Source organism: Blastocatellia bacterium, assembly GCA_035275065.1.
GTDB lineage: Bacteria > Acidobacteriota > Blastocatellia > UBA7656 > UBA7656 > DATENM01.
In genome coordinates this window covers 18,545-42,271 of record DATENM010000145.1, presented here as the reverse complement: position 1 = coordinate 42,271, position 23,727 = coordinate 18,545, and the positions used below count along the sequence as shown (strand labels likewise).

Here is a 23,727-nt window from a genome sequence, read left to right as displayed (position 1 = left end):
CCGCCAAGACGCCAAGACCGCCAAGAGAAGACAGAGCTTTTCTTGGCGGTCTTGGCGTCTTGGCGGTTCATCCCCAATGGTTATTCGAGAATGAATAGACCCTGCCAGTAGAAACTTTCTTGTTGCTTTTAAACCGCCAGTTCGTTTACAGTTGTCGCGTCATACCCCTTTGGACCCGCCCCCTGAAAGGCTCGTTATGATTCAAGTGGTCGTCGTTGTTCTGGCCTGCATTCTTGCATTCCTCTGCGCCTTAACGCTCGCCGGCATCTCTTTATCGGCCTTCGCTAAACTGATGCGATCCACTGACGAAGGGCGCGACAAGCAGAGTCTCTAAGCACCCTACTTCAGCTATTCATCCGCCTCAGCGACATGGCAAAAGCGATTGACGCAATCATCATCGGCGGGGGCCACAACGGACTGGTCACCGCTGCTTACCTGGCGCGCGCCGGCCTGTCGGTCACGGTGCTGGAGCGCCGCGAAGTCATCGGCGGCGCTTGCGTGACCGAAGAGATTTGGCCGGGCTATAAAGTCTCGACGCTCTCTTACCTGTGTAGCCTGCTGCAACCCAAAATCATCCACGAGCTTGAGCTGCCGCGCTTCGGCTTTCACCTCTACGCGAAAGACCCTTCGTTCTTCTCGGCCTTTCCCGATGGCCGCCACCTCTTCTTCTGGCAAGACATGGCGGCGACGCAGAAAGAGCTGGCAAAGTTCTCCAAGCAAGACGCCCAAACGTATGCGGATTATGAGCAGCAACTGGCGCGGCTGGCCGAGTGGGTCGAAGGGTTATTGATGCGAACGCCGCCCGACATCATCCACCGCAAGATCGGCGACCTGCTGGCGCTCGGTCGCCTCGGCCTCGAAGCCCTGCGCTTCCGCGACCCGGACATCGTCCACCTCGTGAAGATCATGACGCAGAGTGTGCGCACCTATCTCGACGAGCGCTTCGAGTCGGATCACATCAAGGCGACGCTTTCGACCGATGGCGTCATCGGCACCAACGGCGGCCCATCAACGCCGGGCACGGCTTACATCATGCTGCATCACGTGATGGGCGGCGCGACCGGCATTCGCGGCCTCTGGGGCTTTGCGCGCGGCGGCATGGGCGCGATCAGTCAAGCCATCGCCGAATCGGCGCGCTCGCGCGGCGCGACGATCCGCACAGGCGTCACGGTCTCGCACATCCTGATTCGCGAGGGCCGAGCCTTCGGCGTCGCTCTCGATTCCGGCGAAGAGATTCACGCCCGCGCCGTCATCTCGAACGCCGACCCGAAAACGACTTTTCTCAAATTCATCGAGGCGAAAGAGCTGGATAGCGATTTTCGCCGCGAAGTCGAAAACATTCGCATGCAGGGCTGTTCGTTCAAGATCAACCTGGCGCTCGACCGTCTGCCCGATTTCACGGCTTATCCCGGCACGAGGCTTGGCCCGCACCACAAAGCGACGATGCACGTCTGCCCTTCGATGGAGTACGTTGACCGCGCCTGGGATGACGCCAAGGCGGGGCGCTGTTCCGAGCGCCCGCTGCTTGAATTGACGATCCCGACGGCGTATGACGATTCGATTGCGCCGCCGGGCAAACACATCATGTGCGTCTTCGCGCAGTACGCGCCTTACGCGCTGCGCGACGGCGACTGGGATTCGCTGCGCGACGTCTTCGCCGACCGCTGCATCGATCTGCTGGCCGAGTACGCGCCGAACATTCGCGACGCCATCATTCACCGCCACGTCGTTTCGCCAAAGGACCTTGAGCAGCAGTATTCGCTCACCGGCGGCAATATTTTTCATGGCGATATGACCATCGATCAGCTCTTCTTCATGCGCCCGCTGGCCGGCTGGGCACGGTATCGCACGCCGGTCGCGGCGCTCTACCTGTGCGGGTCGGGCACACACCCCGGAGGCGGCGTGATGGGCGCGCCGGGTCACAACGCGGCCCGCGAGATTCTGACGGACTGGCGCGGGCGCAAGCTGACTTGACGGCGAGAGCGATTTCGCAAATAATCTCGGCGTTTCCGGCGGCGCATGGCCGCCGCGCAGTTTCGCCGACGATCCGCCGCGAGTCGCTTCCCCACGCTCGACGGCAATCCGTTCACATCTATCGCAATCGGGGCAGGCTGTCAGTTGCGGCGATACGAATGCGCCGCGCCCGGCCCCGGCTGAAAAGGAGATTGGCTATGAGAAGACCCCTTGTTGCATTGTTGGTGCTGGTGTTGATGTGCGGCGCGGCATTCGCGCAGAACAAGAACGCGGCGAAGCCGAGAAAGCCTAAGATGCCGCCGGTTGACTGCACAACCGTAGACGATGTGACGCTGGCTAAGAATGTCAGCGAGCGAATCGCGGCAGCGCCATCGCTTAAAGATCAAGCGATCACCGCGACGGCGGACGGCGGCGTGGTCACGCTGACCGGCAAAGTCAAAACCGGCAGCAACAAAGGCACGGCGACGCGCGTAGCCCGTGCCGTGAAGTGCGTGAAGAGCGTCACCAACAAGCTCGACGTTGAAATGAAGACCGCCGTGCCGCGCACCAATAAGAATGGCGCCGCGGCTTCAAAGAAAAAGAGCAACAAGAATATGTGAGCGACCTGCTATTTGTCTCATAAGCCGAACGGGGAGCCTGGCGAGGCTCCCCGTCTCCTTTCCCGCGTATTGAAAGCGCGACGAGTTAAACGCCGAAGATGCTTTCGACCTTGCAAGCGAATCCTGGTAGCACGGAAGACAGCAGCTCATCTGCTTGTGAATACCTCGCCTTCAGTTCCAGTCGCTGGCCCTCAAGAAGGTAAACTTCAATGGTCTGTAGGTAGGGATCAACCACCCAGTATTCTTTCACCCCATACTTGCCGTAGAGTTGGCGCTTGGCAACGCGGTCTCGCTTTTCGTTCTCGGCTCCCGGAGAAATGATCTCGACGACCAAATCAGGCGCACCGGTTATGCGGTCTCCGGCAGCAATCTCATCTCGTCGCTCATAGGTGATGAACGCCAAATCGGGTATCACCCCATCATAATCGCTGAAGATGACACCCGGCGTGGTCAGGATTTCTCCAATGGGATTGCGATCAAGGTAAGTGAGAAATGCCCCGAAAAGCTTTCCCATCACACGTTGATGTTTGAGATTGGGGGCACGAGACACGAATAGTTCCCCCTCAATGATTTCGTAACGGTAGCCATCATCCGGCAGGGCGTCGAGGTCATCGATGGTCATCAGCGGTTCAACGTGCGTGCTCATAAAACCTCCGTGTTCTGCGATTCTATCACAAGCGGCTGACGCGGCAACATCGCGCAAAACTGACGCTCGACCCTGCATAAGATTTAACCCTATGCATTACACGCCGGGCGCACCATCGAGTTGAGCAGGTGCTCAAGCGTGGCGCTCGGATCATGGCAGTAGCCCGTATGCACGGGCGATATCTGAACCATCGTGCTGCGCGGCGCCGTCAGCCAGTAGAAGCGCTCGCGCTGTGACAGCCGGCCAATCGGCCCCGCCGGCTCGCCGCCCGCGCAGATGACCGGGAAGGTCGCCAGGTGTGCGCGGATGGCTTCGATGTCCATCGTCGCATCGAGCGCCCGCAAACGCTGCTCATCCAGCTCGATGCGGGCTTCGAGAAACTTCTTCTCCGGGCACGAAAAGATCACGCCGACGTTGACGAACTCTTCGCGCTCGACACGCGGGACGACGCGAATGATCGCATAATCATAGATGCAGTGATCGGGCACGAATCGCTTCCTCCACGAACCCGCGCGGCGCTTCCAGCCGTGTCACCAGATATTCAACATACGCCTTGCGGTACTCATCAGGGCTGCCGAATAACGCATCGCCAGTCAGCCACTCGTCAGGAATAAGTTTAACCACGCGGTCAATGACTTCGGGCGTGAGGCGCTCGGTCATCCGCGCATCGGCGGCGTCGAGCGCGCCGGCAAAACGCAGCAACACATGATCTTTGATCAAGGCGAAGGGGTCGCGGCTGCGCTCGCGGTAGTTGGCCCAGGTGTGATGAAAGTAGAGCGCCGCGCCGTGATCGATGAGCCAGAGATTGCGGTGCCACATCAGCATGTTGGTATTGCGCGGCGTGCGGTCTACGTTCGTCACGAAGGCATCGAACCAGACGACCGAAGCGGCCAGGTCGGCATCAATGCGGTCGGCGACGGGATCGAACATCACCGAGCCGGGCAGGTAGTCGAGCGCCAGGTTGAGGCCGCCGCTCGTCCGTATGAGATGTTGAATCTCCGGGTCGGGCTCTGTGCGGGCGAATTCCGCGTCAAGCTCGACAAAGACGATGTCCGGCACAGGCAGCCCGGCGGCGCGGCCCAGCTCGCCCGCCACCAGCTCAGCGATCAAGGCTTTCAATCCCTGCCCCGCGCCTCTGAATTTCAGCACGTACATGCCGTCGTCATCGGCTTCGACAATAGCCGGCAGCGACCCGCCCTCGCGCAACGGCGTGACGTATCGTGTAGCGGTGACAGTTCTGACGCTCATCGCCTGCTCAGCTTTCAAGGGCGGCTGGAATGCATGGCCACCGCTTTCCATGCGCCATCCTGGTTTACTAACGTCAAGGTGTAAAAAACGGTGAGGGGGCTGGCATCACCAGACGCAGAGCTGGGGGAGATGCTGCGCTGTCGTGATGACTCGCCGCGCGCGACAGCCGTATCGCCATACACGGCGACGGTCACGTTCCGGTTCTCCAGCTTCGCATACTTCAATTGCCCTTGGCCGAGCAAGTCGAGCAACTGTTGCCGCGTTTTCTGTTCCCCGTCGTGATGCGTCCAGATGAAGCTGGCATCCATCAGCAATTCCAGTTTCTTGACATCAGCCGCGAGCAGCGCCTGATGAAAAGCGGTTTCGGCCGCCGCCACTTCTTTTCGGGCCTCTTCTTCGGGGCGAGCCATCTTCGTTGATTGCCAGCCGACGACTTGCCATTTGCCGTTCCGCTTGACGAACGTGCCGGTGTTCAGGAAACGGCTGACCTGCGTCGTCCCGCCGCGCTCGGTCGTGCCGACCAGGCGAAAAGCCACCACCGCCGTGTTGCCGTACTGCTGAATGCGAATCTCTTCGGCGGTGTAATTCGTCGTCGGGTCACCGGGCTTGGAAGGCGGAGCCGAGTGCAAGCCACGCATGATGTCGGCTTTGCCTGTGCGCCGACCGGACGAGCGCGTGTAGATCAAATCTTCGGCCCAGAAGCGGTCATGTATTGCCGCATCGTTGCGCGAAGCGCCGGCTAAGAACTCTTTCAATAATTCGGTCAACTCGGCGGCATCCGACTTCGTCTGCGCGTGCACGCCGAGCGCCGCCATCAAGATCACAACCAGCAGTGAAAGCACTCGCTTCATGGATTTTCCTTCTCAAGGTAATTTTCGGTTATTCCAGCAGCTTGCCTTTATCGCCGGGCATCAGCAACTGGCGATGCACCCAGAGCGGCGCGTTGCCGTTTTGCAGCAACTTGTCGTGGAATTCCTGTAATGAAAATTCCTGGCGGCGATAGCGGCGGTAATCGTCGCGCATCTTCAAGATCGCCAGCTTGCCGACCGTGTAAACCAGATAGGTCGGATCGAAGGTGCCGCGCTCGGCTTCGATGCGCGACGGCGTTTCGCCCATGTAAGCGTTCTCCATGAAAAAGCGCGTCGCCTGCTCGACGGTCATCCCTTCGGTGTGCTCGCGGATGCCGACGACGAAACGGCACAGGCGCAAGAGCGCGTCGGCGAGCTGTCCCATCTTCAGCTTCGGGTCATGGTTTTGGAAGCCTTCTTCAATCATCATCTGCTCGGTGTAATGCGCCCAGCCTTCGACGAAGCTGCCGGGCGCGATGGCCGAAGTCTTTCGCACCGGCGATGCCACCTGCCTGAGATAGATGCCCTGCACGTAATGGCCCGGATAGGCTTCGTGGATCGACGTCGTCCACAACTGCTCGTAATTGATCGACGCCAGGTACTCTTCCTTCTGTTTCTCTGTCCACTTCGGGTCAACGTCGGTAATCAGGTAGCGCGCCAGCACCGAAGGCCGCTCGAACGCGCCGGGCGCCCACATGCTCGCCGTAGACCAGCGCATGAAATCCGGCGTCGGCGCGACCACGGGCTTCTGTTCGGTCGGCAAGGTAATGATCTGTTTTTCCTTGATGAACTTCACCAGCTCATCGAGCTGCTTGCCGGCCTCCTGCACGAGCGTGTCGGCTTTCGGGTGGTCGCGCTGGATGTCTGCCCAGACGGCTTGCGGGTCGCGGCGCGCATCGATCAGCCGTGCCGTCTTGCGGAACTCGTCCTGCGCTTTGCTCAGCTCGCGGTAGCCGATCTTCAACAGCGTATCAACCGGAATGTCTATGCCTTCATCATAGCGCAGTTTCGCTTCGTAATTTTCCTTGCCGATGGCAAAAGTCGCTGCCGGGTCGGGCTTCGTCTCTTGCAGGTGTTTAAGGTATTTGGCCAGCGCTTCGGCGGCAACCTGGGTTGACTTCTTAAAGTCGGCCTGCAAGCGGTCATCTTTGACGGCGGCAAAAGCTTTCGGCAGGTCGTTCCGCACAAAGTCGAGCGTCCCTTTGAAACCTTCGATGCCGACTTTCAAATAAACGGCGGGCGGATTGTGAACGTTCTGCCGGGCGGCATCGAGAAAGCGCGGCACCAGCTTTTCTTTCGCGAGGATGTGGCGCAGGCGTGAATCCAGCGGCGCATATTCAAACGAGGCGATTTGCAGCAGCGCGCTCGACAGCACATCGTTATAGAGTCCGGGGTTGCGCTCGAAGCTCTTGATCTGCTCAAGCTCCAGCAGGCGCGATTTCATGTTCGAAGCGAGAATCTGGTAATCGAGAATGTCCGACAGCCCCAGCTCAAGCGGCGGAATCTTTTGCAGACGCGCTTGGAATTTCTTGATCGCGGCGATCTCATCATTGATGGCCGCCGTGCTGTAATCTTCGAGCAGCCCGTCCCAGGCATGCAGCCCCGAGGCGGCGGCGGCCGTCGGGTGGCGCAAGTAAAGATCGTTCAGATACTCATCCGCCAGCTTGGGGAAGCCCGCCGCCGCAATTGCGCTCTTGTCTTCGTCCTTCTGCATGATGGCGGCTGATGGGAATGCAGCAGATACAAGAAAGCATGTGAGAATGAAAACGAGAAACGCCGCGCCGCTCTTGCTCTTTGCCTTCATCAGGTTTCCAGTAGCTCCTTTGCTCGCTGGGTCGCCTTGACGACCGCTTTGATCAGCGTCACACGCAGACCGCCTTCTTCCAATTCGAGAATGCCATCAATCGTGCAGCCGGCGGGCGTCGTCACCATGTCTTTGAGCTTGGCCGGATGCTCGGCGGTCTCAAGCACCATCGAACCCGCGCCGACAACGGTTTGCGCCGCCAGCTCTGTCGCCACGTCGCGCGGCAGCCCGACTTTGACGCCGGCCTCGGCGAGCGATTCGATGACGATATAGATGAACGCCGGGCCGCTTGCCGATAGCCCTGTGATGGCGTCCATGTGCTTTTCGTCGGCGACCACGGTGCGCCCGACGGCGTCAAAGATGAACTTGGCCAGTGCGACGTGCTCGCTCCCGGCATTGCTGCCGGGGGCAATCCCCGTCATCCCTTTTCGCAGAAGACTGGGCGTGTTCGGCATAGCGCGGATCACCGGCACCGGCGCGCCGAGATGCTTTTCGATGAACGCTGTGCTGACCGATGCGGCCACAGAGATCAACACCTGTGAGGCGCGCAGCGCTTCGCTGATTTCGACGACGACGCGCGGCACAGTCTGCGGCTTCACAGCGAGGATGATAACGTCCGCCGCCTCTGCCGCCATGCGATTCGACAGCGTGCCGGCCACGCCGAAGCGCTCGCGCATCTGGTCGAGGCGCTGCTGATGGCCGGCGGTGACGGTAACATTTGTAACTTCGATGACGCCGGCTTCGATTAGCCCTTTGATCAGCGTTTCGCCGAGCTTGCCGCAGCCCAGCACGGCGAGCTTTTTATCCTTCAACATTCCATGTACTCCGTCGGTGCTTGCTATGAGTTTGATCATAGCAGACGGCAATGAGAAATGATGAGTGATAAACGTTGAATGATGATCGGACTCGGGAGATCAACCGCCAAGACGCCAAGGACACCAAGAGAAAGCCGCTCGTCTTTGGCATCGGCTTGGCGCTCTTGGCGTCTTGGCGGTTGATTCCTTGTCTTTATTCATCATTTATCGTTCATCATTTCTTTGTGCTAGGCTATTTACATGGCACGTCGCCCGAAGATCAGCAACAGCATACTCGACACCATCGGCCACACGCCGCTGGTACGCCTGAATCGTTTGCCCGCGGCGGGCGCTGCCGAAGTTCTGGCCAAGCTCGAATCATTCAACCCCATGTGCTCGGTCAAAGACCGCATCGGCGCTTCGATGATTCTGGCCGCCGAGCGCGCGGGCCGCATCACGCCCGGCAAGACAACGATCATCGAGCCGACTTCGGGCAATACCGGCATCGGCCTGGCGATGGCCGCCGCCGCCCGAGGTTATCGCTTGATTCTGACGATGCCCGATTCGATGAGCGTCGAGCGGGTTCGCGTCCTGCGGGCGCTCGGCGCCGAAGTCGTGCTGACGCCGGGCGCGCAGGAGATGCAGGGTTCTATCGCCGCCGCCGAGCAGTTAATGAAAGAAACGCCCGATAGCTTTATCCCAATGCAGTTCAGTAACCCCGCCAACCCCGGCATCCATCGCGAGACGACGGCGCTGGAGATTATCGAGGACACCGACGCGCGGCTCGACGCGCTGGTCATCGGCTTCGGCACCGGCGGCACGATCACCGGCGTCGGCGAGGTGATCAAAGACCGCCTGCGCGATGTAACGTTGATCGCCGTCGAGCCGAAAGATTCGCCGCTGCTCTCAGGAGGCAAACCCGCGCCGCACAAGATTCAAGGCATCGGCGCGGGCTTTATTCCGGCGGTGCTTAACATGGAAGTCATTGATCGTATCGTGCCCGTCGAGTACGCCGACGCCAAAGAAACGACGCGGCGGCTAGCGCGCGAGGAAGGCATCCTCTGTGGCGTTTCCTCGGGCGCCATCTGCTGGGCGGCGCTGAAGATTGCCGCCGAGATGGGAGAAGGCAAGCGCGTCGTCACGATCCTGCCCGATTTCGGCGAGCGCTATCTGTCAACCGATGTCTTCGCGTTTGACGAAGAGTGAAGCCGGCTCGAACCGCTCGCCTGCAAGTGATGCCTGACAAATCAGCCAGAATCTGTGCGGTTATTACCGAGTCCGGCGTGGCCGCGGCGCGCGCCGCCATGCAGAGTGCCGCCGCGGTCGCCGACATAATCGAGCTGCGGCTCGATTACCTGCGCGACTTCGATTTCAACAATCCGGACAGATTAAGCGCCTTGCTGGATGACAAACCGCTGCCGGTCATCGTCACCTGTCGCGCGGTTGATGAAGGCGGACAGCAGGAGGTCGCTGAAGCCGTGCGCCTGCGATTGCTCACAGAAGCGTTGCGGCGCGGCGCGGACTATTGCGACATCGAAGCGGCGCATTACGACGAGGGCACGGCAGCGCGATTGGATGCCTCGCGGCTGATCGTTTCTTATCACAACTTCTCGAAAACGCCCGCCGACCTGTCGGCCATCTACGAACGACTGACGCGACGACCCGCGGCAATTCACAAGATCGCCGTGCGCGCGAACGACATCACCGATGCGCTGAGGGTGCTTGGCTTGCTCGACCGCGCCGCCACTGAACATCGCCCGCTGATCGCCATCGCCATGCAGGAAGCCGGTTTGCTCACCAGAATTCTCGGTCCCGTGCGCGGCAGCTTTCTCACCTATGGCTCACTGGCACGCGGCCACGAAAGCGCACCCGGCCAGGTGACCTGCGAGGAGTTGCGTGACCTCTATCGCATTCACCGCTTGACACCCGACACACAGGTTGTCGGCATCGTTGGCCGTCCGGTCTCGCACTCGGCTTCGCCGCAAATGCACAACCGCGCCTTTCAAGAGATGGGATTGGATTTCGTTTACCTGCCTTTTGAAGTGAATGAGGTTGGCGAATTCTTCAAGCGCCTTGTTCGTCCCGCGACCCGCGAGATTGATTGGCCGTTGCGCGGCTTCAGCGTCACCATCCCGCATAAAGCGGCGGTGATTCCCTTCCTTGATGAGCTGGATGAAACGGCGCGGCGCATCGGCGCAGTGAACACCGTCGTCATCAAAGGCGAGCGGTTGATTGGTTATAACACCGACGCCGATGGCGCGATGGCACCGCTTGAGGCGGTCACTGATTTGCGGCAGGCGCGTTGCGCGGTGATCGGCACCGGAGGCTCGGCGCGCGCCCTCGTCTTCGGGCTGCGCGAGCGCGGCGCGCGGGTGACGCTCTTTGCCCGCAATCCGGCAAAAGCCGCCGCGCTCGCTAACGAATTCGACCTCGCGGCTCACCCCGTCGAATCGTTGGCCACAAGCGACGCCGAGATCATCATCAACACGACGCCCGTCGGCATGCTGAATCACGACGAAGGCACGAGCCTCGTTCGCCGCGATGTTTGGGCCGACCGCAAGATCGCCTATGACCTGATCTACAATCCGCCGGAGACCCGCTTTCTCGCTGACGCCCGCCTGCACGGTTGTGTAACGATCAACGGCGTCGAGATGCTGGCGGCGCAGGCGGCGCGGCAGTTTGAATTATGGACGGGCCGTAAACCGCCCATTGAAGTGCTGCGCGCCGCCATCCTTGAAAAGGTAAACCCGGCTTAGAGCCGAATTCATTCGGGTGTAGCGCAATCTATTAGATTGCCCGAGCCACAGCGCAAGCTAACAGATTGCGCTACATGGTAAACCCAATCGAAACGGCTTAAAGTATGCGCCGGGTGATCTGCCGCAAGGCTTCTACTTTACCTGCGCTTCCTGGGCGGTTGCTGCGAGCAGCCGTTTCAGCGTCGGCGCGATCAAATCAATGCCGCGCTCGCCCGCCGCAAACCCACGCAGCTTGCCTTCGGCGTCAAACAGGTAATAAGCCGGCACGTAGCCCTGGTCATTTTGAAAGGCGTCGCGCAGCCGGTGCTCGTTATCAATCGCACAGGCTTCTTCGATGCCATAGCTGGCAATCGCCTCGCGCACGCCGCTCAACTCAACGTCTGCCGGGTAGCGCGGCATGTGAACGGCGATGACCCGCAATCCGTCGCCGCGGTGCGCCTCGCGCCACTCGGCGACGCGGGGCAGGTTCTCTTTGCAGATGCCGCAGCTCTGCGACCAGAAATGCACCAGGGTCAGGCGGGCCGGCTCGCCAGGCGCTTCCGCGGCGTTGCCGTTAATCCACGCGGTCGCGCCGTCGAGCGCCGGCATCGGCGTGTTAATTCTCATTGGCATCTTGACTACCTCGACTTGATCTAACCGGGTTGATAGACGAATGGGCGATGAAGGCTTGCGCGCTCATCGCCCATCAATCGGATTGGAGTTGATCGTTAAGCGCCGAGCGTCTTCTGACCCGGACGCCACTCCGCCTGGCAGAGGCCGCCGGTCTGCAACGCCTGAATGACGCGCAAGGTCTCTTCCGCCGAGCGCCCGATGTTCAGGTCGTGAACGACCTTGTAACGCAGGACGCCTTCAGGATCGATGACGAAGAGGCCGCGCAGGGCGATGCCTTTGTCTTCGATCAGCACGCCGTAATCGCGCGCCACCGTGCCGGTAATGTCCGAGGCCAGCGGGTAACGCAGCCCTTCGACGCCGCCGCTGTCGCGCGGCGTCCGCAGCCAGGCGCGATGCGAGTAGACCGAATCCGTGGAAACGCCGACGATTTCGGCGTTGATCGCTTCGAAATCATCGTAACGGTCGCTGAAGGTCGTCAGCTCCGTCGGGCAGACGAAAGTGAAGTCGAGCGGATAAAACAGCAGCACCACCCACTTGCCTTGATAGTCGGAGAGCTTGACGCTGGCGTCCAGCTTCTCGATGTTGCGGGTTGACGCCATTTCAAAATCAGGCGCCGGTTGGCCGATCTGAGCTTTCTCAATTGACTTTGCAGTTGCTGACATCTTTCCTCCCTCAATTTGAATTACCATGTCGCGGCAAAAAACCTGGCCGCATCAATCATTGCGTGAACGTCCGTATTAATCCGCACGGCAGTCGGGACAGAGGCCGAGCAGCGTCAGATGAATGCTCGCGGGCTTGAAGCGCGTGCGCCGCGCCGCCGCGCGCATCAGCTCGACGGTCTCCGCCAGGTCGAAGTCTACGAGCTTGCCGCAGCCTGTGCAGACGGCGTGGTCGTGGCGGCTGGTCTCGCTGTCGTAGCGGCTGGCGGCGTTGCCGAAAGTGATTTCGAGGATCAGGCCGGCGTCCTTCAGATAGCGCAGCGAGTTGTACACCGTCGCGTAGCTGATGGTCGGCAGGCGCTTTTTGGCCTCGTCGAAGACTTCGGCGGCAGTCGGGTGATGCTCGGCGTCGGTGACGACTTGGAGCACAACCTCGCGCTGCGGAGTCAGGTTAGCATTGCGGGCTGTGCCCATCGGTTTTCCGTGAACTGCCATAACGATATTTAGAATAATTCTAAATCTAATCCCTGTCAAGGCCGAAATGCTCGCTTCGCCTTGACTTCGACCGGCGCTTGGCATACATCATAATTATGTGTAGTTAAATCTTTGACTGGAGGAAAGCCAATGGCTGTAGAAGTAGGCGACATGGCGCCCGACTTTGAGCTGCCGAGCCACAACGGCAACAAAGTCAAGCTGTCCGACTTTCGCGGCAAGAAGAACGTCTTCATCGCGTTCTACCCGCTGGCCTGGACACCGGTTTGAACCGTACAGATGCCCTCGTATGAGGCTGATCTCAGCCGCTTCGAGGAGCGTGATACCCACGTGCTGGGTATATCGATTGACTCCGTTCCCTGCAACAAAGCCTGGGCCAAGAGCCTCGGCGGCATCTCCTACGATCTCCTTTCAGACTTTGAGCCCAAAGGCGCGGTGGCGCAACAGTATGGCGCTTACCGGCCCGAAGGCTATTCCGAGCGCGCCCTGTTTGTCATCGACAAGGACGGCAAGATCGCCTACAAAGACATTCACGCAATCGGCGACCAGCCCGACAACGAAGTCATCCACGACGTGCTGAGAAAGCTCGATTGAAAGCCGGCGGACGCTGATCACCAGGAAGGATGAGCGACGCCCTGCGCGAATCGTTTTTGTCGGCTCGTCAACGCGCCGGCTCATCCTTCCTACAACGTCACGACTGAAGAGATACGATGATGTCCCAACTGTCCCGCAAGTGTGTGCCGTTCACCCCTTTTGACCGCGAGCTGTCACGTGCCGCGATTGCCATCGTCACGGCGGCGGGCGTCCACCGCAAGGATCAACCGCCCTTCAACATTGCCGACGATCTGGGCGACCTGAGCCTCCGCGTCATCGGCGCCGACGCCCAGGCCGGCGATCTGATGGTGACGCATCACCACTACGACCATACGGACGCCGACCGCGACATCAACGTGGTCTTTCCCATAGACGCGCTGCGCGCCCTGATTGCCGAAGGCATCGTCGGCGGTGAAGCCCGCGAGCACGTCGGTTACATGGGCTATACCATGCAGCTCAAGCGCATGTATGACGAGACCGCGCCGCAGATTGCCGAAGAGATTGACCGAAAGTCGCGTGCTGATGCCGTGATCCTGACCGGCGGCTGACCGAACGTTTGCCACCGCACGGTCGTTGCGGTGCAACGAGAGATCGAAATGCGCGGCATCCCGACGGTGCTGATTACCGTAAGCCCGGAGGTTTCTAAGCAGATGCGCCCGCCGCGCGCCATGTCCCCCAGAGGCTTCAAGATTGGCAATTCGATGGGCCGGCCCGAGATGGCCGGCCTGCACAAGCAGGTCTTGCGCGATGCCTTGAGCTTACTGGCGGGGCCGGCGCGTCCCGGCGAAGTCATCGAATTCGACTACCCGGAATACGGCGGCGACGAGTAGTCCCCCCGGGTGGGCGGGACTATTTGTTCTCGTTGATCTTCATGCCGAGGAAGGTCCCGGCGCTGATCCCCATCAACCCTAAGAGCGTCTCACTGAACTGCGGCATCGCCAGGACTTTGTACACCTGTACGATGAAGATAATGCCCAGCACCAGCGTCCACACGGCGTTTTGGAAGCGGTGGAAGCTCACGCCAGTCTTGTCCGTGATGATGTCATACCACCAGTGCCCGGTGGTCGGCTCGGCGGCGGGCGGAGCCGGTGGCGCACCGCCCGCGGGCGGGGCCGCCGCATTCGCCGCGCTGCCCGCATCGAGCGCGGCTGAGCCGACGACCTGGCCGGCGCTGATTCCGAGCAGCACGAGAACGGTCCCGGTAATCGACGTGCTGAAATCTCCCGTGATAATCCCAATCAGCAGGTAGCAGGCCAGGATGATAAAAAACCACCAGGCCGCCTGCGTGCGGGCAAGACTAAACGCTTTGCGCACATTATTCGGCAGCGGGTCCCCCGGTTCGCGCAGGACATCACTCCGTTTAGCGAGCACCAGGAACCCCACGAGCAGCGCAAGGAATAAAAGCAGCCAGAAAATGAACCACCCGGCCGGAACGACCTTGAGGTTGACCTTCTGATTGGAGTCCACCGCATACTCCCCGTCCAGGCCGACACTGACGTCGGTTGGCCTCGGGGACAAGGAAGGCGATCCCAGAATGAACGTCCAGACATCTCTCGAGTCGTCCGTGCGCTTGAGCGGGAAGACCAGCCGTTGACCTTTCGGATCGGTCGGCGGGAAAGGCGTGAGGTTCTTTACGGGCCTCCCATTTAAGAACAGGACGATCTGCTTGTGCGGTGTCGTGCATTGCGCCCTTTGCATCAAGGTGTCTAAATTATTGACCTCCAGCGTCAGATCGTCTCCGAGTTGCACCTCGGGTGGCTCACGCGGGGGGGCCGCCTGGTCCTTCGGCTCCCCGATGCGATTACCCTTGAATACGTTCGTCACGGTGACGTCCTTGAGATCGGGGCAGCCGGTCGTCGTAGGGACTGTCGAAGTTGTCGTCGAGGTCGTCGTACCGCCGGCCTGGGTGTTGGTGTTGTTAGTGTTGGCGGTCGTGCTGGTGCGGGTGCCGCTGCTGTTGGTGTTGCCGCTGGTGTTGCTGTTGGTGTTCTGCGCCACGGCAACGACGGCGATGAGCACGATCACAAACAAAACGAGCAGCCAGGGCGGCTGCTTGAACGAGGGCGCGCGTGATTCTGTTTGCATAGGGGCTCCTTCGCGTCCTTAGATAAGCGACTTACAAGTCTTTGGGGGAACACTAGAGGCGGGTGGACAATATTACAAAGCGGCAGGGCTGTCAATAACTTCTTGATGACGCCTCACCCCCCGTGCGGCTATGGTTTCGCCGTCGGAGCGCATTAAGCCGGGCGCAGATCAACATGCGCCGGCGCTGTCGCGTAGAATGAAAGGGCGGCCTGAAGCGTCAGGGCCTCAGGCCGCCCTTTCATTGATGCGCCGGGAGCAGAAAACCTACTTCGCCTTTTCCTTCAACAGCTCGCCAATCTTGTCATAGAGCCGGCTGCCGCGCAGCCCCGAAGCGCGGATGATTCCCTGCTGATCGATCAAAAAAGTGGCCGGGATTGCATGCACGTTGTAGAGCTGGGCGATGCGGTTATTCCAGCCCTTGCCGTCGTAGAATTGCGGCCAGGTGACGCGCTCTTCTTTGACATACTGGTCAAAGGCTTTGCGGTTGTCGTCCAGATTGACGCCGATGATGACGAAGTTCTCTTTCTGATACTTCTCCCAGACGCGCTTGACCGCGGGCATCTCGGCGCGACACGGGCCGCACCAGCTCGCCCAGAAATCGAGCAGCACGATCTTGCCTTTGAGCTTGTCGAGCGACAACAACTCGCCCGTAGCCGAGGTCACTTTGAATGGCATGGCGAAGCGCGCGCTGACGAGCTTCGGGTTGGCAATGATCGCCCGCACGGCTTCGGCTTCGACCGCCTGCGGGCTTTTTTCGAGGTAGGTCTTCAAGGCCGCGACGCCTTCTTCGGTCTTGCCGGCCTTGAGCAGCGCGTAACCGAGATTGTAATAGGCTTGGAGAATCTTGCCTTCACTGACTTCAATCGAGCGCTTGAACATGGCGGCGGCTTCGGCAAACAACGACTTATCGTCCGCGAAATAGAAGGCAACGCCCGCCAGATTGTACAACTCGGCCTTGCTCGGCGAAGCCAGCTCGGCGCCCTGGCGATAGGCGGCGGCGGCCTCTTTGTATTTGTTCATCTGCATATTGCTCTGACCAATAAGCGTGAAGCATTCGACGCACTGATCGTTCTTGAGCTTGGCGGCGCGCGTCAGCTCTTTGACCGCGTCATCGAGCTTGCCCTGGCGCAGCAGGACGCGGCCCTGAGCGAAGGCTTTGCCGAATTCGTCATCGGTCTCGAAGGCCGGGTTGTGAAAAGTCTCCTGAGCAAAAGCAGAGACAGCCAGCAAGGTGGCCGCAATCATGGCAAACAGGCAATGGCGAAAACTCGTCTTCATTATAAATCCTTCGATCAGGACACGGCCTCATTTGCCCAACGGGCCGCGTCAATTGAGTTGTAGTTCGAGGGCGCTGCCGCTCTCTGTGACCCCGAGGCGAGCGCCAATCAGCTTGAGACCTGTCGTGCGAATCACGCTGTCAGGCACGATAAAGAATAGCATTCCCCGCCGCGATTCGCCCATAGCCAGCGGCGCACTGGTGTCGAGCAAGTAGGCCGCAAAATCTTCCCGCGATTTCTTATAGCCCGATTTATTATAGGTCGAGATGCCATAGTATTTAATCAACCGCCCGAAGGCGCGTTTGGCATCGGCGGCCTTGTACGCATGGCCGTCAGAGGTGCGCAGCTCGAAGCGCGCCTTGTGCAGGTCGAGCGGTTGGGCTGTCTGGTTGACCACCGTCACGTTTACCGGCAGCACGCCCGCCAGCACCAGGTTGGCGTCGAAAGTCGCCAACAGAAAATCTTCGTCTCGCACGGCGGCAGCCTGCATGCGAACGCTGGCGGTGTGGGCTGTCGGCGCATCGGCAAGGGGTGGCAACGTCACCTCACTCTTAACGTTGAACGGCTTGCCGCCGCCGCAGCCGACAAACAAGAGCAATGTCAGGCCAATCGTGATCGCCGCCAGCAAATAGATTCCCCGCTTCATCAGGCTGATGCTAGTCGAGCGGCTTTTGAGTGTCAACTTGCGACGCTTTCCGGCGATGTGCTAACGTGAGTGTTTTAAGTACCCGGCGCGTTTTCCGCCTGTGCGAGACGCGCGTAGAAAAGGCGAAGCAAGTGACCGACGGGCACCGCTTATGATTCGTACCTACAAAGGCATCACGCCGCATATTGCGCAGACGGCATTCATCGAAGCGAGCGCCCAGATCATCGGTGACGTCCACGTCGGCGAGCAGTCGAGCGTCTGGTTCAACTGTGTGCTGCGCGGCGATGTGTATCACATCCGCGTCGGCAGCCACAGCAACATTCAAGACGGCACAATCATTCACGTGACCAGCGGGCGGTTCGCTACGATCATCGGCGACGGTGTCACGGTCGGGCACGCGGCGGTGCTGCACGGCTGCACGATCAAGGATCGCGTGCTGGTCGGCATCGGCGCAATCGTCCTCGACAACGTCACGGTCGGCGAAGAATCGTTTATCGCCGCCGGGTCGCTGGTGACGCCGGGGACGGTGATCCCGCCGCGCTCGATGGTCATGGGATCACCGGCCAAAGTGCGGCGCGCAGTCACCGACGAAGAGGTCGCGCTAATCAATCGCCACTGGCAGAGCTACGTCGAGTACAAGGCGACTTATCAGGCAGAGTTCGGCGGTTGATTCACAGACGGCGCGGCAGGCGCGGTATCCGTTCGCACTATAACTACTATCCGGCGGCGGTCGGCGGTCAGCCTTCGGCAGTCGTCATTGGGAATTATGCTTGACACTTTAGGGACATTGAAACGCACGAAGTATTGCGGCGAGCTTCGCCCGGAGCACGCCGGAGAAATGGTCTGCCTGATGGGCTGGGTGCACAACCGGCGCGATTTCGGCAAGCTGACGTTCATTGACCTGCGCGACCGCCTTGGCGTCGTGCAGGTCGTCTTTGACGAGGAAAAGAACCCGGAAGCGCACCAGCGCGCCAAGGAGCTGCGCAGCGAATTCGTCATCGCCGTCGTCGGCAAGGTCGTCATGCGCGACAAGGATCAGACCAACGCGAAGATTAAGACCGGACGCATCGAAGTCAAGGCGCGCGAGCTGTACCTCCTTAACGAAGCCAAGACGCCGCCCTTCTCGATGGATTCGAGCCGCGAGAACGAAGAGATACGCCTGAAGTATCGCTACCTCGACCTGCGCCGCGAGAAGATGCAATACAACATCCGCCTGCGCCACCGCGCCACCATCGCCGTCCGCAAGTATATGGACGAGCATGGCTTCTACGAGATCGAAACGCCGATGCTGATCAAGACGACGCCCGAGGGCGCGCGCGATTACATCGTGCCGAGCCGTCTATGGAAGGGCCGCTTCTACGCGCTGCCGCAGTCGCCGCAGATCTTCAAGCAACTGCTGATGGTCGCCGGCTACGACAAATATTTTCAGATCGCCCGCTGCTTCCGTGACGAAGACGCGCGCGCCGACCGCCAGCCGGAGTTCTCGCAGATCGATATCGAGATGAGCTTCATTCGCCCCGACGACCTCTTCAAGACGCTCGAACCGATGTTCGTCGAGATGGCGAAGCTGATTGAGGTGAAGGTAGAAATCCCCTTCCCGCGCATGAGCTACACCGACGCCATGCGCCGCTTTGGCACCGACAAGCCGGACACGCGCTTCGCGATGGAGTTGCAGGATTTGGGCACAGCGCTGGCGGGCACAGAGTTCGCGCCTTACAAGGCGGCGCTCGAATCCGGCGGCCAGGTCAAAGCCATCACCGTCAAAGGCGGCGCGAAGTATTCGCGCAAACAGCTCGACGAGCTTGCCGAAATCGCCAAGCGTTACGGCGCCGGCGGCATGGCGACCATCAAGATCGCGGACACCGGCGAAGTGACCTCGTCGCTTACGAAAGCGCTGGGCGAAGAGAAGGTCGCAGAACTGGCTTCCACAGCCGGTTGCGCGGCGGGCGACGGTATGCTCATTGTCGGCGGCAAAGCGTCTGCGGTTGCCGCGGCGCTTAGCGCCTTGCGGCTCGAAGTCGCCGAGCGCGAGAACCTGATCGATCAGAGCCGGTTCAATTTCCTCTGGGTGGTTGACTTCCCGATGTTCGAGTACCACGAGGACGAGGGCCGCTGGTACGCCATGCATCATCCGTTTACGAGCCCGCACGACGAAGACTTGCCGATGCTCGAAAGCGATCCGGGCCGTGTGCGTGCGAAGGCGTATGACCTGGTGTTGAATGGCACCGAGCTGGGCAGCGGTTCAATCCGTATCCACTCGCGAGATTTGCAGCGCAGCATTTTCAAGGTGCTGGGCCTGACCGAAGAAGAAACGCGGCAGAAGTTCGGCTTCCTGCTCGACGCGCTCGAATACGGCACGCCGCCGCATGGCGGCATCGCTTTCGGCTTCGACCGCCTGGTGATGCTGCTGGCGCGCGAGAAATCGATCCGTGATGTCATGGCCTTCCCGAAGACGGCGAGCGCCGTGGACTTGATGAACGACGCGCCCGGCACGGTCTCCGAAGACCAACTGCGCGAGCTGCACATTCGCATCGCTGATTGAAGGTCGAGTCCACCACTATAATACTTAACGCGAGAGCCATGGAACGCCATCACAGCGTCCCGTGGCTCTCGGCTTTTCAGGCAACGCCCGATGCGTTGACCTTCCGAAAACATGGGTTTAGACTTACCCACAGCTGCCCGTACCCGCACCGTCCCAACTCGGAGGAAGTTATGCGACGGCTCATCTGCTGTGTCACCCTGCTCTCGTTCATCTTCGCCTGCTCATATGCTGCCCTCGAAATGCGCCCGGCGTTGCCATTCGCAAGCTCGGCTATGGCGGCCAGCGCGGCGGCTCCTGAAGACATCGTCCCCCTGCCCTTCGACACGCTGCTGACTGGCACGATTCCGCCGCGTAGCCCAGACGCCTGTGGGCTGGGGCAGACGGAGTACGCGATTCAGTACCCCGGCGGCGCGACGCAGATCAAAATAGAGATCAGCACGCCTTCCAGACTCGACCTGAGTATTTTCGCACGCTTTGGTCAGAGGGCGATCACAGACGATGGCAGAATCGTCGCCGATTTCTCCGCCAGAGGAGGCGCGCCGCTTACCTTTCCCGTGACGGGACCACACCTGTTCGAGGCGGGCACTTACTTCATCGCCGTGGGCAATTGCAGTCCGGAGATGGCAACCTATACCATTCGCGCGTCGCTGCTCGTGCCGCCCGACGCTGACACCGTAGAGCTACCCTTAATTCAGTTTCCAGCCGTCACCACATTCGGCGAAATCCCTGCCGCGACGCCCGGCTCCTGCTCGCTGGGCCGTACGCAATATAAAGTCACCACGCCCCCAGCCGGCCCTTGCGGCGTCGTCGTCCTGGTCGGCTTCGGCGCGCAGAGCAATCAAAGCATCAACATCTATATCCGGCGCGATCAGCGAGTGGCCGTGGAAGATGGGCGGATCATCGCCGACATGACGACGACCGCTCCGAGGAATTCTCAATTTATTAGCGTGCCGTCGGGCGGCACCTTCTTCATCGCCATCGGCAACTGTTCGCTGGGGACGGCCGATTACGTCATATCGCTGAATCAAGTGATCGCCGACCCGGTACTGGATATACCGCTCGTCAATGGTTGCCATCTCCTGCGCAACCCGACGGGGTCATTCGTCTTAGAGGTCTTTGGCTCGAACATCAAAGAGGGCGCGACGGTCACGGTCGGTGGCGTGTCGCCCAAGAAAGTTAAGTTCGTCGAGCTTGAGCCTGGGACAACCAACCACTACCGAATCATTCGCCTGGTGAAGAGGTTCTGCGGCAACTTGCCCGGCAATATCGTCGTGAGCAACCCACCCGGCCCCTGTGGCAGCATCAGCACTGCTTTCTTCTGTAATCAAGTTTGCGCCAATTAGTTGTTCGAGATATTCGATTTCGATTTGACGATGGTGCCGTTCAACGGGTGTGCGCCGTCAGACTCAATGATGATCTTCTCTTGAGTGGCGGCCTTCGCCGTGCCCATCGTCGCCGCGTCGAAGGCGCGATTCTTTTCAAAGTCCCAGCCCTTCTGAATCGCCCCGCCGACCGCGCCGTTGATCGTGACCCAGCAAGTCTTCACAGTCGGACTCGCCGCGGCACTCCTGTTTTTGTCGGGCAGCGACACGATCAGGTAGTAGGAGCCTTTCGGCAAGACGCCGAAATCGAACTTGCCATTTTGATCCGTCGTCCGCGCGGCAGGCGAACCGCCGGGATTTCTTCCGAGCTTCACGTCAACGCCTTTCAGCGGCGCTCCCGGCACGGCTTGCGGCCCGGTTTGCGTAGCCACCGGCTGCGGCGTGGCCGTGATGATTGTCGAGAGCAGACAGAGCGCGGTGAAGACCAGCGCCGGCAGCGCATGTAAAGGGATCGCGTTTCGTTTAACCATTGCAAAGCTCCTTATGTCATCCGTCCTGAGGCGCTCCTGGCTTCATGGCGGTAAACCGGATTCGTCGTCTCAATCAGGGGAGTTCGTTTCTGGGTAGAATCATAACATACGTACGAATGGCGTAGCGGAGTTAGATTCGCGGGCAAAGCGGGCCGCACGGTCCGGCGCCGCCACTCATAAGGATCAAAGGCGACGAAGATACTCGCGCGTGCGGTCGGTGATGTTGCCGGCGTAGAGGTCCGAAATGACGGCGACGCTGTCGGCACCTGCGGCGATGACGGCGGGCGCAGTCTCAAGCGTGATGCCGCCGATGGCGACCAGTGGCTTCGTCAGGCGAGATTTTAATCCCCCAATCAACTCAAAGCCAACTACCGGGTCGGCCTTCTCTTTTGTCGTCGTCTGAAAGACGGGGCCGATGGCCAGGTAATCCACCGGCGTAGAATCGGCTTCCAGAGCCTGTTCGACGTTGTGCGTCGAATAGCCGACGATGCGGCTGGCGCCCATCAGGGCCCGCGCCCGCCGGGGCGGCAGGTCGTCCTGGCCGAGATGTACACCGTCGGCGTCAACGGCGAGCGCGATGTCTACGCGGTCATTGATGATGAGGCGGACGCCGAGGGCGCGGGCGACTCGCATCGCCTCGCGCGCGGCGTCGTAGAACTCACGGGGCGAAGCGAGCTTCTCGCGCAACTGCACAATGGTCGCGCCGCCAGCCGCCAGGCGCTCAACTTGTTCGGCGTGCGTCAGGCCGCTCAGTCGCGTGTCTGTGATGGGATAAAGTTTAGGCAGCGTGAAGGTCATCGCTCAACATCCGGCGGGGCCGCCGGTCATTCGCCCGCGCTGGCCTTCTGCTCGGATTTCTTCGCCGCCCTGGCGGGGATGAAGCGCTCCATAAATTTCGTAGACATCTTGCCCGCTTGAAAGTCGGCGTCGGCGAGAATCCGCTGGTCGAGGGGGATACTGGTTTCGATCCCTTCGACGATGAAGGCTTCCAGCGCCCGGCGCATTCGCGCGATGGCCATGTCGCGCGTGCGGTGGTGGACGATCAACTTGGCGATCAGCGAATCGTAATGCGGCGGCACGAACCACCCCGGATAAGCCGCCGTGTCAATGCGCACACCGGGGCCACCCGGCAGGTTCAGCGTCGTAATCAACCCCGGCGACGGCGCATAGGTGGTCGGCGATTCGGCGTTGATACGGCACTCGATGGAATGGCCGCTAAAGCCAATCTCGTCCTGCTCGAACTCCAGCGGGTAGCCGGCAGCGATCAGTATCTGCTCGCGCACCAGATCGGTGTTGGTCACAAACTCGGTCACCGGATGCTCGACCTGTATGCGCGTGTTCATCTCCATGAAGTAATAATTCAGGTTCTCGTCGAGCAAGAACTCAATGGTGCCGGCGTTAACGTAGCCGATTTCGCGACACGCCTGCACCGCCGCTTCGCCCATCGCCTGCCTGAGCGCAGGGGTCAGCGCCGGCGACGGCGATTCTTCGATCAGCTTCTGGTGACGGCGCTGGATCGAGCATTCACGCTCGCCAAGATGCACCACGTTGCCGAGCGTGTCGCCCATGACCTGAATCTCGATGTGGCGCGCGACCTCGATATATTTTTCGATGTAGACCGCGGGATTGTTAAAAGCGACTTCCGCCTCGTGACGCGCCGCAGGCAGCGCCGTCAGCAGCTCAGAGGGATTGCGGACGATGCGCATACCGCGACCGCCGCCGCCGGCGGATGCTTTGATGATCACCGGGTAACCGATACTTGCGGCAATGCGGATTGCTTCCTCTTCTTCTTCGATAATGCCATCGTAGCCGGGCGTGATCGGCATGCCGGCAGCCTTCATCGCCGCCCGCGCCTGCGCTTTGTCGCCCATCAGCTTGATCGTTTCGGGGCGCGGGCCGATGAATTTAATGTTGCAGGCTTCGCAGACTTCGGCAAAGTAAGCGTTCTCGGCGAGAAAGCCATAGCCCGGATGGATGGCGTCAACGTTGGCGATCTCGGCGGCGGAAATGATGGCGGGAATATTCAGGTAGCTCTTCGCCGAAGGCGCCGGCCCAATGCAAATGGCGGCGTCGGCGAAGCGCACGTGCAGCGCGTCGCGGTCAGCTTCCGAATACACCGCAACCGTCGGAATGCCAAGCTCCTTGCACGCCCAGATGACGCGCATGGCAATCTCTCCGCGATTGGCGATGAGAATTTTTTTAAACATAGGAGTCAGGAGTCAGGAGTCAGGAGTCAGGAGTCAGAATAAAAGTGGGGGCGAGGCCGGCCCCTTTCCATTCTGACTTCGGTCTTCTGACT

At 60.3% G+C, this 23,727-nt stretch carries 25 protein-coding genes; 10 read left to right on the top strand and 15 right to left on the bottom strand.

Annotated elements, in window-relative coordinates:
* Positions 1–369 precede the first annotated feature (369 nt).
* Both VJ464_26850 and VJ464_26845 read left to right on the top strand, forming a co-directional pair.
* Entirely contained in the window at positions 370–1,974 is a 1,605-nt protein-coding gene (locus VJ464_26850) for an NAD(P)/FAD-dependent oxidoreductase (GenBank protein HKQ08770.1), read from the top strand.
* Positions 1,975–2,171: 197 nt separating this feature from the next.
* The gene (locus VJ464_26845; GenBank protein ID HKQ08769.1) at positions 2,172–2,573 is read left to right on the top strand and encodes a BON domain-containing protein; all 402 of its coding nucleotides are present in this window, start codon (positions 2,172–2,174) and stop codon (positions 2,571–2,573) included.
* Between the two features lie 85 nt (positions 2,574–2,658).
* On the opposite strand, the gene VJ464_26840 is transcribed toward VJ464_26845, so the two are convergent.
* From VJ464_26840 to proC, 6 genes are all read right to left on the bottom strand, one after another.
* Positions 2,659–3,219 (bottom strand): Uma2 family endonuclease, encoded by a 561-nt coding sequence (locus tag VJ464_26840; protein ID HKQ08768.1) that lies wholly within the window; start codon positions 3,217–3,219, stop codon positions 2,659–2,661.
* Positions 3,220–3,308: 89 nt separating this feature from the next.
* Positions 3,309–3,707: a DUF3037 domain-containing protein gene (locus VJ464_26835; protein HKQ08767.1), complete on the bottom strand. Its 399-nt coding sequence runs from the start codon at positions 3,705–3,707 to the stop codon at positions 3,309–3,311.
* Complete coding sequence (locus VJ464_26830) at positions 3,685–4,467, bottom strand: HipA family kinase (protein HKQ08766.1); 783 nt, start codon at positions 4,465–4,467, stop codon at positions 3,685–3,687. Before VJ464_26830 ends, VJ464_26835 begins: the two co-directional genes overlap by 23 nt.
* 14 nt (positions 4,468–4,481) lie before the next feature.
* Positions 4,482–5,318, bottom strand: a complete 837-nt coding sequence (locus VJ464_26825) for a nuclear transport factor 2 family protein (GenBank protein HKQ08765.1) — start codon at positions 5,316–5,318, stop codon at positions 4,482–4,484.
* A 28-nt stretch (positions 5,319–5,346) separates the two neighbouring features.
* Entirely contained in the window at positions 5,347–7,119 is a 1,773-nt protein-coding gene (locus tag VJ464_26820) for a DUF885 domain-containing protein (GenBank protein ID HKQ08764.1), read from the bottom strand.
* Positions 7,119–7,934 carry a pyrroline-5-carboxylate reductase gene (gene proC, locus VJ464_26815; GenBank protein ID HKQ08763.1) on the bottom strand — a complete coding sequence of 272 codons (816 nt, stop codon included), beginning with the start codon at positions 7,932–7,934 and terminating at the stop codon, positions 7,119–7,121. The genes VJ464_26820 and proC overlap by 1 nt, the downstream gene beginning before the upstream one ends.
* A gap of 240 nt (positions 7,935–8,174) precedes the next feature.
* On the opposite strand from proC, the gene cysK reads away from it, so the two are divergent.
* On the top strand, positions 8,175–9,119 hold the full coding sequence (gene cysK, locus VJ464_26810) for a cysteine synthase A (GenBank protein ID HKQ08762.1): 945 nt from the start codon (positions 8,175–8,177) through the stop codon (positions 9,117–9,119).
* A gap of 29 nt (positions 9,120–9,148) precedes the next feature.
* Positions 9,149–10,669 carry a shikimate dehydrogenase gene (locus VJ464_26805; GenBank protein HKQ08761.1) on the top strand — a complete coding sequence of 507 codons (1,521 nt, stop codon included), beginning with the start codon at positions 9,149–9,151 and terminating at the stop codon, positions 10,667–10,669.
* Between the two features lie 132 nt (positions 10,670–10,801).
* Here the strand turns inward: VJ464_26805 and VJ464_26800 are convergent, their stop codons facing one another.
* From VJ464_26800 to VJ464_26790, 3 genes are all read right to left on the bottom strand, one after another.
* Positions 10,802–11,281 carry a redoxin domain-containing protein gene (locus tag VJ464_26800; protein ID HKQ08760.1) on the bottom strand — a complete coding sequence of 160 codons (480 nt, stop codon included), beginning with the start codon at positions 11,279–11,281 and terminating at the stop codon, positions 10,802–10,804.
* 95 nt (positions 11,282–11,376) lie between these two features.
* A complete protein-coding gene (locus VJ464_26795) occupies positions 11,377–11,943 on the bottom strand; it encodes a peroxiredoxin (GenBank protein ID HKQ08759.1) in 567 nt (188 codons plus the stop codon).
* A gap of 75 nt (positions 11,944–12,018) precedes the next feature.
* Positions 12,019–12,414: a transcriptional repressor gene (locus tag VJ464_26790; GenBank protein HKQ08758.1), complete on the bottom strand. Its 396-nt coding sequence runs from the start codon at positions 12,412–12,414 to the stop codon at positions 12,019–12,021.
* A 150-nt stretch (positions 12,415–12,564) separates the two neighbouring features.
* Here VJ464_26790 and VJ464_26785 point away from each other — a divergent pair, with 150 nt between their 5' ends.
* The 3 genes from VJ464_26785 to VJ464_26775 all read left to right on the top strand — a co-directional run bounded on the left by VJ464_26785 (position 12,565) and on the right by VJ464_26775 (position 13,856).
* Positions 12,565–13,026, top strand: coding sequence for a peroxiredoxin (locus tag VJ464_26785; protein HKQ08757.1), 462 nt, complete (start codon positions 12,565–12,567; stop codon positions 13,024–13,026).
* Positions 13,027–13,142: 116 nt separating this feature from the next.
* On the top strand, positions 13,143–13,574 hold the full coding sequence (locus VJ464_26780) for a glycine/sarcosine/betaine reductase selenoprotein B family protein (GenBank protein ID HKQ08756.1): 432 nt from the start codon (positions 13,143–13,145) through the stop codon (positions 13,572–13,574).
* 30 nt (positions 13,575–13,604) lie between these two features.
* A complete protein-coding gene (locus VJ464_26775) occupies positions 13,605–13,856 on the top strand; it encodes a hypothetical protein (protein HKQ08755.1) in 252 nt (83 codons plus the stop codon).
* 19 nt (positions 13,857–13,875) lie between these two features.
* Here VJ464_26775 and VJ464_26770 read toward each other — a convergent pair whose 3' ends face one another.
* The 3 genes from VJ464_26770 to VJ464_26760 all read right to left on the bottom strand — a co-directional run bounded on the left by VJ464_26770 (position 13,876) and on the right by VJ464_26760 (position 17,070).
* A complete protein-coding gene (locus VJ464_26770; GenBank protein ID HKQ08754.1) occupies positions 13,876–15,111 on the bottom strand; it encodes a hypothetical protein in 1,236 nt (411 codons plus the stop codon).
* Between the two features lie 264 nt (positions 15,112–15,375).
* On the bottom strand, positions 15,376–16,389 hold the full coding sequence (locus VJ464_26765) for a redoxin domain-containing protein (protein ID HKQ08753.1): 1,014 nt from the start codon (positions 16,387–16,389) through the stop codon (positions 15,376–15,378).
* Positions 16,390–16,437: 48 nt separating this feature from the next.
* Positions 16,438–17,070, bottom strand: coding sequence for a hypothetical protein (locus VJ464_26760; protein ID HKQ08752.1), 633 nt, complete (start codon positions 17,068–17,070; stop codon positions 16,438–16,440).
* A gap of 115 nt (positions 17,071–17,185) precedes the next feature.
* On the opposite strand from VJ464_26760, the gene VJ464_26755 reads away from it, so the two are divergent.
* The 3 genes from VJ464_26755 to VJ464_26745 all read left to right on the top strand — a co-directional run bounded on the left by VJ464_26755 (position 17,186) and on the right by VJ464_26745 (position 20,919).
* A complete protein-coding gene (locus tag VJ464_26755; protein HKQ08751.1) occupies positions 17,186–17,704 on the top strand; it encodes a gamma carbonic anhydrase family protein in 519 nt (172 codons plus the stop codon).
* A gap of 96 nt (positions 17,705–17,800) precedes the next feature.
* Positions 17,801–19,576, top strand: coding sequence for an aspartate--tRNA ligase (gene aspS / locus VJ464_26750; protein HKQ08750.1), 1,776 nt, complete (start codon positions 17,801–17,803; stop codon positions 19,574–19,576).
* Positions 19,577–19,746: 170 nt separating this feature from the next.
* A complete protein-coding gene (locus VJ464_26745; GenBank protein HKQ08749.1) occupies positions 19,747–20,919 on the top strand; it encodes a hypothetical protein in 1,173 nt (390 codons plus the stop codon).
* On the opposite strand, the gene VJ464_26740 is transcribed toward VJ464_26745, so the two are convergent.
* From VJ464_26740 to accC, 3 genes are all read right to left on the bottom strand, one after another.
* Positions 20,916–21,428 carry a carboxypeptidase-like regulatory domain-containing protein gene (locus tag VJ464_26740; GenBank protein HKQ08748.1) on the bottom strand — a complete coding sequence of 171 codons (513 nt, stop codon included), beginning with the start codon at positions 21,426–21,428 and terminating at the stop codon, positions 20,916–20,918. The genes VJ464_26745 and VJ464_26740 overlap by 4 nt on opposite strands.
* Positions 21,429–21,611: 183 nt before the next feature.
* Complete coding sequence (gene thiE / locus VJ464_26735) at positions 21,612–22,226, bottom strand: thiamine phosphate synthase (protein ID HKQ08747.1); 615 nt, start codon at positions 22,224–22,226, stop codon at positions 21,612–21,614.
* 26 nt (positions 22,227–22,252) lie between these two features.
* Positions 22,253–23,635, bottom strand: coding sequence for an acetyl-CoA carboxylase biotin carboxylase subunit (gene accC / locus VJ464_26730; protein ID HKQ08746.1), 1,383 nt, complete (start codon positions 23,633–23,635; stop codon positions 22,253–22,255).
* Positions 23,636–23,727 lie beyond the last annotated feature (92 nt).